Genomic DNA, 16,513 nt, shown 5'->3' with positions numbered 1-16,513 from the left:
TTTTTCTATAAACTCCAGCTTGCTATGTGCTTTAGATTTCTATAAACTCCAGTCAATTGGTGTTGCGCCTAGAGATATTAATGCTTGATTTGCTCTAGAAAATGGCTTTGATCCAAAAAATCCTCTTGAAGCAGAAAGTGGGCTTGGATGAGGGGATTGAATAATTATTGCATTTGTAAGAAGAGGTGCTAGGCTTTGAGCGTTTCTGCCCCAAAGAATAGCCACAAGTGGAAGTGGTTTGCCATTAGCATCTTTACGATTATTTAATGCTGTTATTGCAGCATCTGTGATTTGTTCCCAGCCTTTTCCTTGATGACTATTAGCTTTTCCAGCTTCTACGCTAAGGCATCTGTTCAAAAGCATTACGCCTTGCTTAGTCCAAGGTGTTAAATCGCCATTTTTAGGCATTAGAACGTTTAAGTCGCTAACTAATTCTTTGTAAATATTAGTCAGACTTTTAGGCAACGGTTTAACACGAGCATCTACACAAAAACTAAGACCAACGGGGTGGCCTGGAGTAGGGTATGGGTCTTGGCCAACAATAAGAACTTTTATTTGATTAAATGGAATAGTAAAAGCTCTAAGAATATTATGACTTTCTGGCAAAAATCGCCTTCCGCATGCCATCTCTTCGCGCAAGAAGTCTCCCATTTTGTGGATTTGCGGTTCAACTGGCTCAAGAGCATTTGCCCAATCTGGGTCTATTAGTTCGTGCAAAGATTTTCTATTCTTAATATTCATGATTATCAACTCTAAAACAAGGGCGATAAATCCAAAATCAAATATAAAAATAAATAAATTTTTTACGCTTTGTGCGCGGCATTCGCTAATATGGATTCATATTGTTTAGATAGTTTTTAGAAGGGATGCAATTATGGCGCATAAGCAGAACGTGTCGTTTACGCCAGATGCTTTTGATAATCCACCAGAAGGCCCTGTTGGTGTTCATCGCGGAAATCGCGCTTGGTATGCTGTATTGCTCCCATATGTAGTAGTCATAGCTGTAGCTGTTATTTTAGGCGTTTTTGCGTGGGCTATTATGTCTGGAGAAATCAACAATATTCGTTTGCCTTGGAGTGCAAATCAGTCAACAACTGCTAAGTCTTCTAACGTTAAGAGCGGTAAGATTGATGAGCACAAGAGCAAGTCTGATAATGCTAATGACGATTCAGACGAAGATAGAGATCCAGTAAAAGAAGATAAGTCAAACAAAACAGATAAAAATGATAATAGCTCTAAGGATTCTAAAGACAATAATGCAAGCGACTCAAATTCTTCTGAACAACCTATTAACAAGACTGTTCCAGTAAGAGTTGTTAACGCAACAAAGATTCAGGGTCATGCGGCTCAAGAAGCAGCAAAGCTTAAGCAAGCAGGCTATGCAAGCGTAGAAGCTGCAAATCCTTCTGGAAACGTTCCTGCTGATTCCGTTGTTTGGTATAAGGGAGACGAGAATCGATCTGCTGCTGAAGATATTGCTAAGACGCTTGGAATTAGCAATGTTGAGCCTGCAAATCAAATAGCAACCACTATTGTTGTTGTTTTGTGCAAGTAAATGTGCAATTAGATTGCATGTGTGCGATTGCATATGTGCGAGTGCATTAAATAAGTGACGCAACAAGTGATGTAATAAATTTGATTAATAAATAAATACTTAAATAGTCAATTGAAAAACTACAATAAGTGGCTTTTTGATTGGCTATTTTTGATTTTATACTATAGATTTTTTCTATAGATTTTTGATTATAGTTGGCACTCGGGCATGTAGAGTGCTAATCTTCATTTAGCACTCAGTTTAACGGTTTAGTCAACAGCTGACGGTTGATTAGCTAAAAGAAGCATGAGTGAGTGTCCATAGTTAATTTATGTGGAGGAATAATGGCAAAGATTATTGCCTATGAAGAGGATGCCCGCCAGGGTATGCTTGCTGGTCTTGATAAGCTTGCAAATACAGTAAAGGTCACTCTTGGACCAAAGGGTCGTAACGTAGTTCTAGATAAGTCTTACGGCGCTCCAACAATCACTAATGATGGCGTTTCAATCGCTAAAGAGATTGACCTTGAAGACCCATACGAGCGTATTGGTGCTGAATTAGTTAAGGAAGTTGCTAAGAAGACTGATGACGTTGCAGGCGACGGCACTACAACCGCTACTGTTTTGGCTCAGTCTTTGGTGCACGAAGGCTTAAAGAACGTTGTTGCTGGTAGCAATCCAATTGCTCTTCGCCGCGGCATTGAAAAAGCTTCCGAAGCAATTGTTAAGGAATTGCTTGCGTCTGCTAAAGATGTTGAAACAAAGGATCAAATCGCTGCTACTGCTACGATTTCTGCTGCCGACCCAGAAGTTGGCGAAAAGATTGCAGAAGCTCTAGATAAGGTTGGTCAAGACGGCGTTGTTACTGTTGAAGACAACAACAAGTTTGGTCTTGATTTGGACTTTACAGAAGGCATGCGCTTTGATAAGGGTTACATTTCTCCTTACTTTGTAACTAACGCAGAAGATCAGACTGCTGTTTTGGAAGATCCATACATTTTGCTCACTTCTGGCAAGGTTTCTAGCCAGCAAGACATTGTTCATGTTGCAGAACTTGTTATGAAGTCTGGTAAGCCATTGCTTATTATTGCGGAAGATGTTGATGGCGAAGCTTTGCCAACTCTTGTTCTTAACAAGATTCGTGGCACTTTCAACACTGTAGCTGTTAAGGCTCCAGGCTTTGGCGATCGTCGCAAGGCAATGTTGCAAGATATGGCAATTTTGACTGGCGCTCAGGTTGTTTCTGACGACCTTGGCTTAAAGCTTGATTCTATCGATGCATCTGTGTTTGGTCATGCATCTAAGGTGATTGTTTCTAAGGATGAAACAACTATTGTTTCTGGTGCTGGCTCTAAGGAAGACGTTGAGGCTCGTGTTGCTCAGATTCGCGGCGAAATCGAAAATACCGATTCCGATTACGATCGCGAAAAGCTTCAGGAGCGTCTTGCAAAGCTTGCTGGTGGAGTTGCCGTTATTAAGGTTGGCGCTGCTACAGAAGTAGAAGCCAAGGAGCGCAAGCATCGCATTGAAGATGCAGTGCGTAACGCTAAGGCTGCAATCGAAGAGGGCTTGCTCCCAGGTGGTGGCGTTGCTCTTGTTCAAGCTGCTGCAAAGGTTGAGAAGTCTGCCGAAGTCGCAAATCTTAAGGGCGAAGAAGCTACTGGCGCTGCAATCGTGTTCCGCGCTGTAGAAGCTCCAATCAAGCAGATTGCTCAAAATAGCGGTGTTTCTGGAGATGTTGTTCTTAACAAGGTTCGCGAGCTTCCAGAAGGCCAAGGCTTTAACGCTGCAACCAACGCTTACGAAGATTTGATGGCTGCTGGCGTTACCGACCCAGTTAAGGTAACTCGTTCTGCTCTACAGAATGCTGCTTCTATTGCTGGTTTGTTCTTAACAACCGAAGCTGTTGTTGCAAATAAGCCAGAAAAGCCAGCTGCAGCTCCTGCAGGCGGCGCAGAGATGGGCTACTAAATTAAATTAACTCTTTGATTGAGTCTGTTTAGTTATCAATACATGAGCGGTAAAGTTTTGACTTTGCCGCTCATGTTTGTTTTTGTTTTTGTTTTTGTGATTTGTGACTTTTGTTTAGTTCATTGCAAACAAGGAAGTTGCTTGTGCTTCTGTATCCATGTAAATGTTAGAAACATTTTGCATTGCTAATTGAATTGCCTCTAGAGATTGCTCCATTTGTTGGTGTGCTGCACGCCATTGCCCAGCGGTTGTTGCAAACTGAGTTGCAGCAGGGCCAGTCCACACGCTTTGTAATTGCTGTAGATTTGCGTACATTCCATTTGTTGCATCTCGAATCGCATTAATCGAAGATCCGACTGCTGCGGCAGATTGCTGAATTTGCTCTGAGTCTACTCTAAATTGTGACATTTTTTACTCCTTAATGTTTGTAAATGTATGCGTTTTTCTATGTTTTTTTTTTATTTCCGTGTTCTCTAATGCTTGTATAGAATGTGCTTGTACAGAAAGATGCGTCTAAAACTCAATTTTGCTATTGTTTCTTGTAATCTAAAAACACGGTATTATGAATATATGCCATTAAGCGATTATGACAAAGATTTTTTTACTAATGTGGTTAAAGGCTTATGCGCACTTATAATGCTTGCGTTTTTAAGCCAAATTGCTTTATTTGCAAGCATTGCTTTTGCGGAAGATGAATCAAAAAATGGTGATCTAGCAAATAAAAGTTCTAATAATTATGGCATTGTTGCTACTGATTCAATTACAGATACGGAAAATCTTCTAGGGGATTCCGTTGCAAAAGTTTCCGATATGATTGCTAGCACAAAAAAGCAAACAGGCGTATCTGTGCGCCTTCTTTACTTAGCTAATTTTAGCGGCAGCAAAGACCCATCAAAGTGGGCTAGCGATTTATTGACAAGCACGAATCCAGCTCCAAACACTGTTCTTTTAGCAATTGCTACTCATGATGGAAGGCTTGTTGTTGCAGTTTCGCCTAATTCCGATGAATGGCTTAAAAGAAAAACAACGGTTGACTTATTGTCGGATGCAGCTTACAGGCCATTAGTTAACGCGCAAGGTGCTGACTGGGCTAAGTCTGCGATTTTGCTTATGAAGCAGATTTCTAGAGCTAAAAAAACAGCGGTTACGCCTTCAACAAGTATTATTGCAACTATTGTTATGATTGTTGTGATTGCAGCATTGTTTGTAATTGTTGCGATTGTACTTTATAGAAGAAATTATGTGCTAAAGCAAGTTAAACTAGGATTTAGAAAAGCTAAGCGTAGGCACGCATCGCATAAATAAAATTATTTTTTCCAGGAAACACTCAGGAAACATTCAGCTTTATAAGTGATGCTAAACAGTATGGGTAAGAATGTAGAAGCATCTATTGTTGTGGTCGATGACGAACCTTCAATTCGTGAACTTTTGGTTGCATCGTTGCACTTTGCTGGATTTGACGTAGAAACCGCTGCCTCTGGATCGGAAGCAATCGAGGTTATAGAGCGCGTTCATCCAGATCTTATTGTTATGGACGTTATGCTACCAGATATTGATGGGTTTACTGTTACAAGGCGAATCCGCCAAAATGGTGTGGTAGTGCCAGTGCTGTTTCTTACAGCTAGAGATGATACTCAAGATAAGATTATGGGTTTAACAGTTGGTGGAGATGACTACGTTACAAAACCTTTTAGCCTAGAAGAAGTAGTTGCTAGAATTCGTGCGATTTTGCGCAGAACTCAAGAGCCAGAAGAAGACACCCCTGTTGTGCGCGTTGCAGATTTAGAGATTAATGAGGACTCGCACGATGTTTCTAGAGCTGGAGTTCCAATCGAGCTAAGTCCTACGGAATACAAGCTTTTGCATTACTTAATGGATAACGAAGGCAGAGTGTTGTCTAAAAGCCAGATTCTTAATCACGTTTGGCAATACGATTGGGGTGGAGACGCAGCAATCGTTGAATCCTATATTTCTTATCTTAGAAAGAAAATCGACGGTATTGAGATTAAGAATGACGATGGCTCTATAGAGAAAGTTGTTCCACTTATTGAAACTAAGCGTGGAATTGGTTACATGATTCGCGTACCAAAGGCGGGTCAAGCCTGATTATGAATAGTGGCAAGTCTGCGGAAGTCGCTATTTATAATCCAGAAGTTGCTAATGCAAATGCGGATTATAAAAGCAAAAACAATAATCCTAATAAAAAGCATAAAGCAGCAAAATGGATACGTAAACATCTAGATGCAATACCGTTAAGCACTCGATTAGTGGCATGTACGCTTGTAGTTTTAACTATTGCAGCATTTTGCATATCATTGTCGATTAGGCAATTAGTTGGAAGCTATTTGCTAGATAAAACCGATGCTCAGTTGGCAGATCAAGCCCAGCTTATTTACGACAATATTGATTTGCTTAGAAAAAAGGATTCAAAAGATCCAACTGTTGGTCCAAATGACTATTTCTTGCAAATTCGAGACACTAATAACAAAATTATTACAACGCCTTTGGTTCCTCCGCTTAAAGGAGACGTTGTTTCTATGCCAACGCTGCCAGAAGATGGAGAAATCAACAGCGTTGTTATAAAAAGAAAGCCGTTTACATCTCCTGCTGTTGTTCATGGCGACCTTAAAAGCGTTGATGAAGCAACTGCAAAGGTTGCTCAGTCGCCGTGGCGCGTACTAGTTCTTACATGGGGTAATCGCAGTGGTTACAACTCCGAAATGCGCGTTAGAGGTTACGTTTATATAGCGCTTTCTCTAAGCGACCAAATGGATACTCTAAATACTCTTACGCGCTATTGTTTAATGGTTAGTATAACTGTTATTTTGCTTGGTGCAGTTTTGTCTGCTTTGATTATTCAATCAACTCTTGTTCCGCTAAAAAGAATAGAAAAAACAGCTTCTAAAATTGCTTCTGGAGATTTAAGCAGACGAGTTCCATCTGCTCCAGAAAACACGGAAGTTGGGTCTTTGGCAGCAAGCTTAAATTCAATGCTTTCTAGAATTGAGCAAGGCTTTAACGATCAAGAAGCAATGACAGAAAAAATGAAACGTTTTGTTTCGGATGCAAGTCACGAGCTTAGAACGCCACTAGCTGCGATTCACGGTTATGCAGAATTGTATTACATGTGGAGAGACGTTGCTGGTCAGCAAGATAAGGCTGATGATTCAATTGCTCACATTAAGGCTTCTAGCGAAAGAATGACGGAGCTTGTTGAAGATTTGCTTTCGCTAGCGCGATTTGATGAGGGGCGAGGAATCAATGTTTCTCAAACTGTTAATGTAACTCCAATTCTTAAAGATGCTGCTAATGATTTGCGCGCGCTTGATCAAGTTAGAGTTGTGCAGCAAGGAACATTGTATTTAGCAGACGACTTAAAGCTAATGGATTGCTCTAAGCCTACAAATTGTAATCTTGATAGAAAGTTTATTTTTACTCCGGGCTCGCTTCCTAACGTTACTATAAAAGGCGATGGAGCAAGGTTGCGTCAAGTTCTTACTAATATTGTTGGCAACATTCATCGTTATACTCCAAGTGATTCTCCTGTAGAAATCGGAATGGGAATTTTTAAAGCTTCGATTACTCCAGAAGCTTTGCAAAAAATGAGCTCTGTTTCTAAGTCTCTTAAGGACTTTTTGGAAGCTGCAGAAGTTAGCCAATCAACAGGTGCTGGCAGTTCTTATGTTGTTATAAGGGTTGTTGATCACGGCCCTGGAGTTCCAGAAGAATCGCTGCCTCATATTTTTGAGCGTTTCTATATTGCTGATCCTTCTAGAGCTAGAGAAAAAGGCGGTACAGGCTTAGGCATGTCTATTGCACAATCTATTGTTAAAGCTCATCGCGGTTTGATTTGCGCAACAACGTCTTGTGCGTATAGAACTAGCCAAGATGATTTTGCTACAGATATTTCTGCAGACATAACAATGAATGGAGATGAATCTTTGGATTCTAAGCCTCACGGTTTAACTCTTACAGTTGTGTTGCCAAAAGTTATTATTGACGATAATAGTGATAATAACGATAATAACGATAATAACGATAATGCGAGCAAAGAAAGTAATGTAGATAAATCGAATAAAATGCTTACAAGTGGCTCTATTAGTGATGTTGAAAACAAGAAGATTGCTTAGATTATTTAGGTTGTTCTAGATTCATGCGCTACAATTAAAAAAGTGTGAATCTGTAGAGTTATATGGATGTAGTAGAATTGATGATTCGCATAAAGTTTAGTGAATTTGAGTGAGGTGTGTTATGCCCAACGGGCGTGTTCGTTGGTATGATTCCCAAAAGGGATATGGCTTTATAGTAGATGAAGATGGCAAGGATGTATTTTTGCCTTCTTCTGCGTTGCCATCGTCAATAAAGGAATTGCGTAAAGGTATGCGTGTGGAATTTTCTGTTATAGAAGGGCGCAAAGGCCCGCAAGCAATGGGACTTACACTCGTAGCTTCTGCTCCTTCGCTTGTAAAAGCTACAAGGCCAAAAGCAGAAGATATGGCTGCAATCGTAGAAGACCTTATTAAGCTTTTGGACTCTGCTGGCAACGGCTTGCGCAGACGCCATTATCCATCTAGTGCAGAATCTAAAAAGCTTGCTCATTTGTTGCGTGCTGTAGCAGATAATTTTGACGTACAAGATTAATAGTTAACAGGATTTTTTATGGAAGATGAAGTAATAAATCCGCAGGAGCTTGCTTATGAAGTTGCTGTGGAAACTTCGGAGCGCAAAAACGCTGTAGGCGATTTTGTAGGCAAAACGAATCTTGGTAGTAATGTTACTGATTTCCGTTTTGCTTGCACTATGCTTGGCTATGAAGGCTGGCAATGGTCGGTAACGCTGTATCATGATGAAGATGCTGGTCGTTGGACTGTTAACGAGTCTAGTCTTGCTCCAACTGAAGATTCGTTACTTCCTCCTCCTTGGGTTCCTTGGAAAGATAGACTTAGGCCTACGGATCTTTCGGTTATGGATTCAATCGGCACTGCAGAAGATGACTCCAGGCTTGAAGATGGAGTTAAGCTTGATGGTATTCAAGAAAATAATGCATCTGAAGATGGTTCGCAATGCGCTAAAGATAGTGAAAACACTAATAACGATGCAAATAGCGAAAATAGCGAAAATAGCGCGGATAGTTCAGATAGTTCGGATAGCAAAAGCGCATATAATACAGATAACGCAAGTGCAGAAGATGATGAAAATCTTGAAAATGGGGAGTCAAAAGAAGATTTTGAAGATGCTGTTGAAACTTTCCGCTTAACTCGAAAAAGAGTTATGACTGCTCAGGCTATAGCTCAAACTGCAAAAAGATGGTATGCGGGTCAACATGGGCCAAAGTCGCTTTCTACTAAGATTGCAGATGGAAAAGCTTGCTCGTCATGTGGATTTATGATTCCTCTTGCGGGAAGTCTTGGAAACATGTTTGGAGTTTGCGCAAATATGTGGAGCCCAGACGATGGGCGAGTAGTTGCGCTTGATCATGGATGCGGAGAACATTCCGAAATAGCGCCTCCTGAGCCATCGCAGCTTTGGGTTCAATCAGAGCCTGCTTATGACGATTATCACATTGAGATTGTTCCTCAAACGCCTAGAGAAGAACGTGCAGATGTTGAGCTTATAGAAGAAGCGATTGAAGATAGCAAAGAAAATCGCAAGTCAAGGCGTAAGCGCGTTTTGGATGAAAATAATCAAGATAGTAAAGAGCATGATGACGATGGTTTGCGCAATGAGGGTGAAGATATTGCAAATAATAATAGTGGTTTGCAATATGAAGATGTTGCAGAATCAAAAAGCAGTGCACAAATCGTAGATAATGCAGAATCTGAAGATAATTTTGACTCAAATAATAATCCGCAACCAAACGATTAGTCCCACGGATTCTATAGAGAGCATTGCTCTAGAGTCATGGCAACTCGTTACCATGGAACAAGGATAAAAACGGAAGGCAATTATGTTTGAACGGTTTACTGACCGCGCTCGGCGTGTTATTGTGCTAGCGCAAGAAGAAGCGCGCGCTCTTCAGCATAACTACATTGGTACGGAGCATATTCTTTTAGGCCTTATTAGAGAAGGCGAAGGAATAGCAGCGAAAGCTTTGAGCGCAAAAGGCGTAGATTTAGACGGTACTCGCAAACAAGTAAAAGAGATGATTGGCACGGGCACTGTTTCGCCTAATGGCCACATACCTTTTACTCCGCATGCTAAGCAGGTGCTTGAGCTTAGTTTGCGTGAAGCTTTGCAACTTGGTCATAGTTATATTGGTACTGAGCATATTCTTTTAGGCCTTATTAGAGAAGGCGAAGGCGTTGGAACGCAAGTGCTTATTAAAATGGAGGTTGATTTAGGAGATCTTCGTAGCACGGCAATGGATTTGATTCGTGGCAATTCTGGCATTCCAGCAGACAGTCAAGGTGCCGATCTTGCAAATGCTGGTGGAGTTCAAGATAAACGCAATCAGTCTGGTTCTGCTCTTTTAGATCAGTTTGGAAGAAATCTTACTAACGAAGCTCAACAAGGCAAGCTTGACCCTGTTATTGGACGCTCTAAAGAAATTGAGCGTGTTATGGTTGTGCTTTCTCGTAGAACAAAGAATAATCCTGTTCTTATTGGCGAGCCAGGCGTTGGTAAAACAGCTGTTGTAGAAGGTCTTGCACAAAAGATTGTTGCTGGAGATGTTCCAGAAACTTTAAAGGGTAAGCAAGTTTATTCTCTTGATCTTGGCTCAATGGTTGCAGGCTCTCGTTACCGTGGCGATTTTGAAGAGCGCTTAAAGAAGGTGCTTAAAGAGATTAAGACTCGCGGAGATATTGTTCTATTTATTGACGAGATTCACACTATTGTTGGCGCGGGTGCTGCTGATGGCGCTTTGGGCGCTTCAGATATGCTTAAGCCTATGCTTGCGCGCGGCGAGATGCAAACGATTGGCGCTACAACTACAGATGAATATAGAAAGTATATTGAAAAGGATGCGGCTTTGGAACGCAGATTCCAGCCAATTCAGGTTCAAGAGCCTTCTATTGCAGAGACAATTGAAATTCTAAAGGGCTTGCGCGCGCGTTACGAGAATCATCATCATGTAACCATTACGGATGGTGCTTTGCAATCTGCAGCAGAAATGTCTGCTCGATACATTCAAGATCGCAATTTGCCAGATAAGGCGATTGACTTGATTGACGAAGCTGGTGCTCGATTGCGAATTAAGCGCTTAACAGAGCCTTCAGAGCTTAAAGAACTTGATTCTAAGATTTCTAAGCTTTCCGATAAAAAAGACGAAGCTATTAAGAATCAAGATTTTGAAAAAGCTGCCGACTTGCGAGATGAGCAAGAGAAGCTTGAAGAAGATCGTAAGATTAAAGAGCAAGCTTGGCGCGAAGGCGAATCCAATGTGAATATGGTTGTAGACGAAGATGTGATTGCATCTGTTGTTTCTAATACAACTGGTATTCCTGTTGTTAAGCTCACGCAAGCAGAGTCTAAAAAGCTGCTTGGCATGGAAGCAGAACTGCATAAGCGCATTATTGGTCAAGATGAGGCTGTTTGTGCGCTTTCTCGCTCGATTCGTCGTGCTCGAGTGGGCTTGAAGGATCCAAAGCGTCCTGCTGGCTCGTTTATTTTTGCTGGCCCTACTGGTGTTGGTAAAACTGAGCTTGCTAAGACTTTGGCTCAGTTCTTGTTTGACGACGACGATGCGCTTATTCGCGTAGATATGTCGGAGTTTGCAGAAAAGTATGCAGCTTCGCGTCTTTTTGGTGCTCCTCCAGGCTATGTTGGCTACGAGGAAGGTGGCGAGCTTACGGAGAAGGTTCGTAGAAAGCCATTCTCTGTGGTTTTGTTCGACGAGATTGAGAAGGCGCATCCAGATATTTTCAACACGTTGTTGCAAGTTTTGGATGATGGCCACTTAACAGATGGTCAAGGCCGAAAAGTTGATTTTAAGAACACTATTATTATCTTGACTACGAATCTTGGTACTCGAGATATTGCTAAGGCAGCAAACACAGGATTTAGCCTTGGTAATAACGCGGATGCTTCTTATCAGCGTATGAAGGATCAAGTTAATTCCGAGCTTAAGCGTCAATTCCGCCCAGAGTTCCTTAACCGTTTAGACGATACTATTGTGTTCCGTCAGCTTACTGAGCCAGAGGTTCGTCAAATTGTTGACTTAGATGTTAAGCGTTTGAACGACCGCTTGTTTGAGCGTCATATGGCTTTGGAGCTTACAGATGAAGCTAAGAATCTTCTTGCGCAGAAGGGCTTTGACCCGCTTCTTGGAGCAAGGCCATTGCGTAGAGTTATTCAGCGAGACATCGAGGATGCTATTAGCGAGAAGATTCTGCTTGGCGATTTAACAGACGGCGAGTGCGTTGAGGTGGATGCCGAAGGCGAAGGGTTGCTTGGAGAATTTATTTTCCGCGGTAAGAAGTTTGATTCCGCATGCAGCGACTCTAAGTCGGCTGAATCCACTGATTCCAGCGATTCTTCTGAATCAACTGAGTCAGCTAAATTAGCTGACTCTGATTCCGCTTCTAAAGTCGAATCGGAGTCTTAGTTGTACAATTAAGATTTCTATTAAAATCTCTTAATAAACTTAATCTCCGTTAATATGCAAGCTACAGCACGCAAATTAACGGAGATTTTTTTGATTTGCGTCTTTCTTAAGTGTTTTTAGCATTTCTAAAATTTGCTTAGGATTAGTTTCTGGCAAATAGGAGCTTGTAACAGCTAGCGATATTTGCGCGAGCTTTGCAGAATCCAAATAGCATATGTACACAGGACTATTGGTTGGTTGGAACTTTTTCTTAAAGAAGTACAACGACTTAAATCCGTATGCTGGTTCCAAAATGTCGGACATCATCTCTAGAGCATGAACAATAATCTCGTTAGATTCATGGTGATTTACGTCATTTTGTGCATGTTCTACGCCATCATTATCATTATTTCCTATATCGTCCTTGTTATTAACAGTGTTCGCTTCATTTTGCAAAGAAGTTGAAGTACTAGAATCGTTTGAGTCGCAAATATCTGTTATTCCAGCAAGAGGAGCAGCAGAAAGACTCATAAATTCCACAGCAGATTCTGGATTCTCAAGTCCTTCATCTCTTAAGCGTTCCGCCATTCTTGCAATAAGCAACTCCATAATTCCATTAGGACTATCCGTACGGTGCCTCATAAAATCAAGAGTCCACCCTATTACGCGATTGTTGCTATAAGTAGGCATCCAGCTCGTAACGCCAAGAACCTTGCCGTTATTGTCAATTGCATACAAAATTTTTACTCGAGGATCGTGCAATTCTTCTAATCCGCCAAGAGTAAACTTCATCTCTGGAAGAGATTTAAGCTCTGCCCACTCTTCCGAAATCTCAATAATCTGTTGTTGAATTTCCCACGGAGCATCGTTGTATGTGCTAAGAACATCTGTTATTCCATCGCGTTTTGCTTTGTTTATAGCGGTACGAATATCTTGCCACTTTTTGCCACGAGTTTGCCACTCTTTAGGGTAAACAAGCATATCGCTTCCAACTTTAATAGACATAAAACCAAGAGATTCTAGGTTTTTGCGGTCTTCCTCATGCACAGCATAGAAAGCTGGAGACCAAGAGTTTTGCTCGCAAAGTTGAATAAACGCTTTCAAATCATTCTTATATTCTGTTTTATCTCCAAAAGGCCCTGTTAATGTTAAAGCAATTCCATACTTAAGCCTATATGCTATTGCGGAGCGTTCTGTGTTAGAGAACCAATAGTGATTGTCTGGCCAAGTAGTCATAAAGCTCATTGTGTCTCCGCCAAAATGAACTAATTGACTTGCTTTTTTATGATCTTCTTCGTTAATTGTAACTTTGTTTTTAAACCACATAAGGCAAACAACAAAAAGAACAATCCAAAGAAGCACTCCAACGCATTGAGTAATAGCAGAAGCAAGTGGAGTTAATGGCATAAGCATTGCGTTAGATCTTGTTCCAAATCCCATAGGCATCCAACGTCCTGGGAGGTCACGGAGTAAATGATGCAAATCTGCTGTAGGCTTAAACTCATTTGGAGCAATTAATCCAAAGCAAACATATCCTATTCCAGTAGAAAATAGTGCAAGAACAATTGCAACTAATCCAATTCTGCGTTCAAACTTATCGCTATGATTTGGAAAATGCTTTATGTTTATAAACAATAGTATTGCGATTAATAGTGGAGGCAGAGCAGTGAGCATAAACGCTATAGAAGTTGCATTATTCTTGTGGAAAATCATAGCTTGCTTAGCTGCGATTAATGGCAAAATCGCAAAATACATAGTTGCATAAACTGCAGTAAGTCCATTAATTGTTATAGCCGCATATGCTGCAAGCCTTCTTCCGCGTAAAAGCCCCCAAGCTATAATCATTAAAGTAACAATAGGCAAAAGAATACGAATCCAAAGACCGCCAATTGTTGCGTGTTGCAATCCAGAATGAAGCAAACAGCTGCTAGAACTATAGTTCGATATGCATCTTGCAAGCCAAGGTTTTGTGCCCATTTGTGGAGACATAAACAAGCCCAGAGTTGTTAGTATTCCAGCATGTGATTTTGAAGATAGAGCAAGAACAGGGCCTAGTGCCATAATAAGTTGTGCTATTGAAAAAAGACGCCTAATTTCGTAGTCTGTTCCATGCCACCAACTTGCGCTTTTAGTAGTATTAGTTTTGATGTTCTTGTTCATTAAATTGCCAATAATATGGCCACAAATCGCTGCAAAAATCGTGCAATAATCCCCAGGATTTCCACTATAAAGAAGCATTGCAGACGTTATTGAATAGCCTAAAACAAGCATTCGTCTACGCCACAAGATTGATTCGCATGTTGCTGCAGACATAAACGCGCCAACAAAAAGAGTAAAAGGCGAAAGTCTAATTGGTATTCTAGTAATCCAATGCATATTGCGAATAATCGCAGAAAGATTGCCAACTAGTGTTAGTCCTAGCAAAGTTCCAATAAGCGTGCTAGATACAGAAACAAAAAGCAAACGCATTTTTCCAATTCTTGTTTCTGCTAATCCGATTAAAACCAAAGAAAGAATAGCGTTAACAGCTAAAGACGGAAAACTGTTTACAAGGAAAAGCGAGTGGAACAGTTTAAGCAAAAGTTGAGGAACGTTTCTATGACCAAAAAGGAATGGGGAGCCAATTTTTGGCTTATGGTACGAGAAAAACTGTGCAAGAGTAGCGTTTGTACCGTAAGTGTAAATGTGCATTACGGTACGGAAAATCCAATGTAAAAGGTTTATAAGCAAAAATACAAGAGTGATTTTTACTGCAAGAACTCGCTGAGACAGCCAGATTCTAACATCATTACTTAGTATAGATAAATGATGTTTTGCTGTTGACTTGTGATTTTTTGATAAAAAGTTTGGCATGTTTATCGCCTCACCTTCTGATTAACAACCACTTGAATATTACTATAAGAGCTTAAATCTGGATTATGCTTTGCTATTCCAGCGTCTTTACAAAGATGATCAATAGCAACCTTTAATCCGCTTTGAACCGTATGCCAATCGTGGCCTGAGCCTTTAGAAATCATTGTTATAACGCTTATTCCAGCTTTGTGTGCTGCCACAGCAATAGTGGATTGGTTTATTTGTGATTTTGGATCCCATGCTCCTGCTATTGAATAATAATTTTGATTTAATGGAGCGTTTTTTCTCATTATGTTTGCTGGAATATGTTTTTCGTATTCCTTGCGATTCCCGTTAAAATAGCGGTTTATTGTTTCGTTTTTATTCTTGTAAGTTGGCTCTAATTCTCCGCCAGCAGAATACATGTTTCCAAATAACTTTGGATATGCTGGAACTATTTGAGTTGCGCAAGTTCCACCTTGAGAAAATCCTCCCATAAGCCAAAGTGCTGGATTTGTGCTTGCAGGAAGATTTTTGCGAATCCAGCTAACAACATCTTTAGTTAGGTACGTTTGAGCATTCCCATAAACCTTTGTGTTTGCGCAAAGTGAATTGTGCGTTGAAGTGCCATTTTGGTCTGGGGAAACAACAATCGGAGCTAAACCATTGTGTTTTTTAGCGTAAGCATCTAAAGTGTTCACTATTTCGCTTGCAGCAAATAGTCTATTAGGGCTTCCTGGCTGTCCAGAAAGAAGAACCATTACAGGAAGTTTTGGAGCAAATTTTGTTAGCGCAGCTGGAGGAAGATACACATTTGCGATTCTAGCGCGGAAGTTTGATTGCGTTGCAGGAATTCTAACAGAGCGGCTAATGCCTTTGGATGGCATTTTAGGCAGTTTTTTCTGATCTGCTAGTAAGTTCCAATCTTTAATCTCCATAATGGCATTGTGTTTATTATGCTCTTCTAGCTTTGGGTAATTTCCTAATCCAAAAACAGATCCAATAGTCGTGTATTCTCCGTAAATCATATTTACGCGAATCATTGTTGCTAAAACAAATAAGATAATCGAAAAAATAGCGAAAGCTCTTCTGCATCCTTTAGAAATTATTGCAGCACTTAGAGCAAAGCCTACGGCAGCAAATCCCCCTGCAATCGAACAAATCACAAGCCATCCAAGACTTACGCCAAACACAAGAAAAACGTCGGATATTAGCCAAGTTATGAATCCAAAAATAATGGCAAATAAAAATGCTGAGCCTAATTGAGTTAAGAGTTTTGAAAAATACTTAGACTTTTTAGGTTTTGTAATTAAAAGAACAGCTAAGCATAATCCAGATATTGCAAATATGCTTATAGGTAGAATGCCGTGCATTAAGTTAATTGTGGCAATAAATTGCTTCATTCTTACTGTTCCTTAAAACCTCGCTAGATTGAAGATAACAAACACAACCATTGCAAATATAGTATATAATCCTTAAAATTTTCTATATTTTGTCATCTATTATAATGATAAATGCTATAGAACATATTACAATACATCAAAAGTATGAATATGCATAGTTTTATACGGTTGTTTTGTATGACGATAGCGATACTTAAGATATATGTGTAAATGGATGCGTACACATACATGCGTTAAGAACGTAATAAAC

Annotated in this window: 12 protein-coding genes; 8 read left to right on the top strand and 4 right to left on the bottom strand. The window is 40.4% G+C overall.

Annotated features, from left to right (window positions below; translation table 11 throughout):
• Positions 1 to 39 precede the first annotated feature (39 nt).
• Positions 40 to 741, bottom strand: coding sequence for a uracil-DNA glycosylase (locus tag NYP55_RS00605; RefSeq protein ID WP_101896584.1), 702 nt, complete (start codon positions 739 to 741; stop codon positions 40 to 42).
• Between the two features lie 133 nt (positions 742 to 874).
• Here NYP55_RS00605 and NYP55_RS00600 point away from each other — a divergent pair, with 133 nt between their 5' ends.
• Complete coding sequence (locus NYP55_RS00600) at positions 875 to 1,555, top strand: LytR C-terminal domain-containing protein (protein ID WP_004133213.1); 681 nt, start codon at positions 875 to 877, stop codon at positions 1,553 to 1,555.
• 323 nt (positions 1,556 to 1,878) lie between these two features.
• The gene (gene groL, locus NYP55_RS00595; RefSeq protein WP_004133211.1) at positions 1,879 to 3,504 is read left to right on the top strand and encodes a chaperonin GroEL; all 1,626 of its coding nucleotides are present in this window, start codon (positions 1,879 to 1,881) and stop codon (positions 3,502 to 3,504) included.
• 114 nt (positions 3,505 to 3,618) lie between these two features.
• On the opposite strand, the gene NYP55_RS00590 is transcribed toward groL, so the two are convergent.
• Complete coding sequence (locus tag NYP55_RS00590) at positions 3,619 to 3,912, bottom strand: WXG100 family type VII secretion target (RefSeq protein WP_004130730.1); 294 nt, start codon at positions 3,910 to 3,912, stop codon at positions 3,619 to 3,621.
• A gap of 162 nt (positions 3,913 to 4,074) precedes the next feature.
• Between NYP55_RS00590 and NYP55_RS00585 the strand changes: the two genes are divergently transcribed.
• From NYP55_RS00585 to NYP55_RS00560, 6 genes are all read left to right on the top strand, one after another.
• Positions 4,075 to 4,809, top strand: coding sequence for a TPM domain-containing protein (locus tag NYP55_RS00585; protein ID WP_032812836.1), 735 nt, complete (start codon positions 4,075 to 4,077; stop codon positions 4,807 to 4,809).
• 60 nt (positions 4,810 to 4,869) lie between these two features.
• The gene (locus NYP55_RS00580) at positions 4,870 to 5,610 is read left to right on the top strand and encodes a response regulator transcription factor (protein ID WP_004130734.1); all 741 of its coding nucleotides are present in this window, start codon (positions 4,870 to 4,872) and stop codon (positions 5,608 to 5,610) included.
• 2 nt (positions 5,611 to 5,612) lie between these two features.
• The gene (locus NYP55_RS00575) at positions 5,613 to 7,634 is read left to right on the top strand and encodes a sensor histidine kinase (protein WP_472781409.1); all 2,022 of its coding nucleotides are present in this window, start codon (positions 5,613 to 5,615) and stop codon (positions 7,632 to 7,634) included.
• A gap of 121 nt (positions 7,635 to 7,755) precedes the next feature.
• On the top strand, positions 7,756 to 8,145 hold the full coding sequence (locus NYP55_RS00570) for a cold-shock protein (protein ID WP_115793912.1): 390 nt from the start codon (positions 7,756 to 7,758) through the stop codon (positions 8,143 to 8,145).
• 18 nt (positions 8,146 to 8,163) lie between these two features.
• Positions 8,164 to 9,369 (top strand): DUF3027 domain-containing protein, encoded by a 1,206-nt coding sequence (locus NYP55_RS00565; RefSeq protein WP_020758987.1) that lies wholly within the window; start codon positions 8,164 to 8,166, stop codon positions 9,367 to 9,369.
• 82 nt (positions 9,370 to 9,451) lie between these two features.
• Positions 9,452 to 12,049, top strand: coding sequence for an ATP-dependent Clp protease ATP-binding subunit (locus tag NYP55_RS00560; protein ID WP_004130742.1), 2,598 nt, complete (start codon positions 9,452 to 9,454; stop codon positions 12,047 to 12,049).
• A 75-nt stretch (positions 12,050 to 12,124) separates the two neighbouring features.
• Here NYP55_RS00560 and NYP55_RS00555 read toward each other — a convergent pair whose 3' ends face one another.
• Positions 12,125 to 14,881 carry a bifunctional lysylphosphatidylglycerol flippase/synthetase MprF gene (locus tag NYP55_RS00555; RefSeq protein ID WP_020758984.1) on the bottom strand — a complete coding sequence of 919 codons (2,757 nt, stop codon included), beginning with the start codon at positions 14,879 to 14,881 and terminating at the stop codon, positions 12,125 to 12,127.
• A gap of 2 nt (positions 14,882 to 14,883) precedes the next feature.
• Positions 14,884 to 16,263: an alpha/beta hydrolase-fold protein gene (locus NYP55_RS00550; protein WP_004130747.1), complete on the bottom strand. Its 1,380-nt coding sequence runs from the start codon at positions 16,261 to 16,263 to the stop codon at positions 14,884 to 14,886.
• Between the last annotated feature and the right edge of the window lie 250 nt (positions 16,264 to 16,513).

This window comes from Gardnerella sp. c10Ua_31 (genome assembly GCF_055700915.1).
Note: the sequence above shows the minus strand (reverse complement) of the source record. Positions and strands in the feature narration are given on the sequence as shown.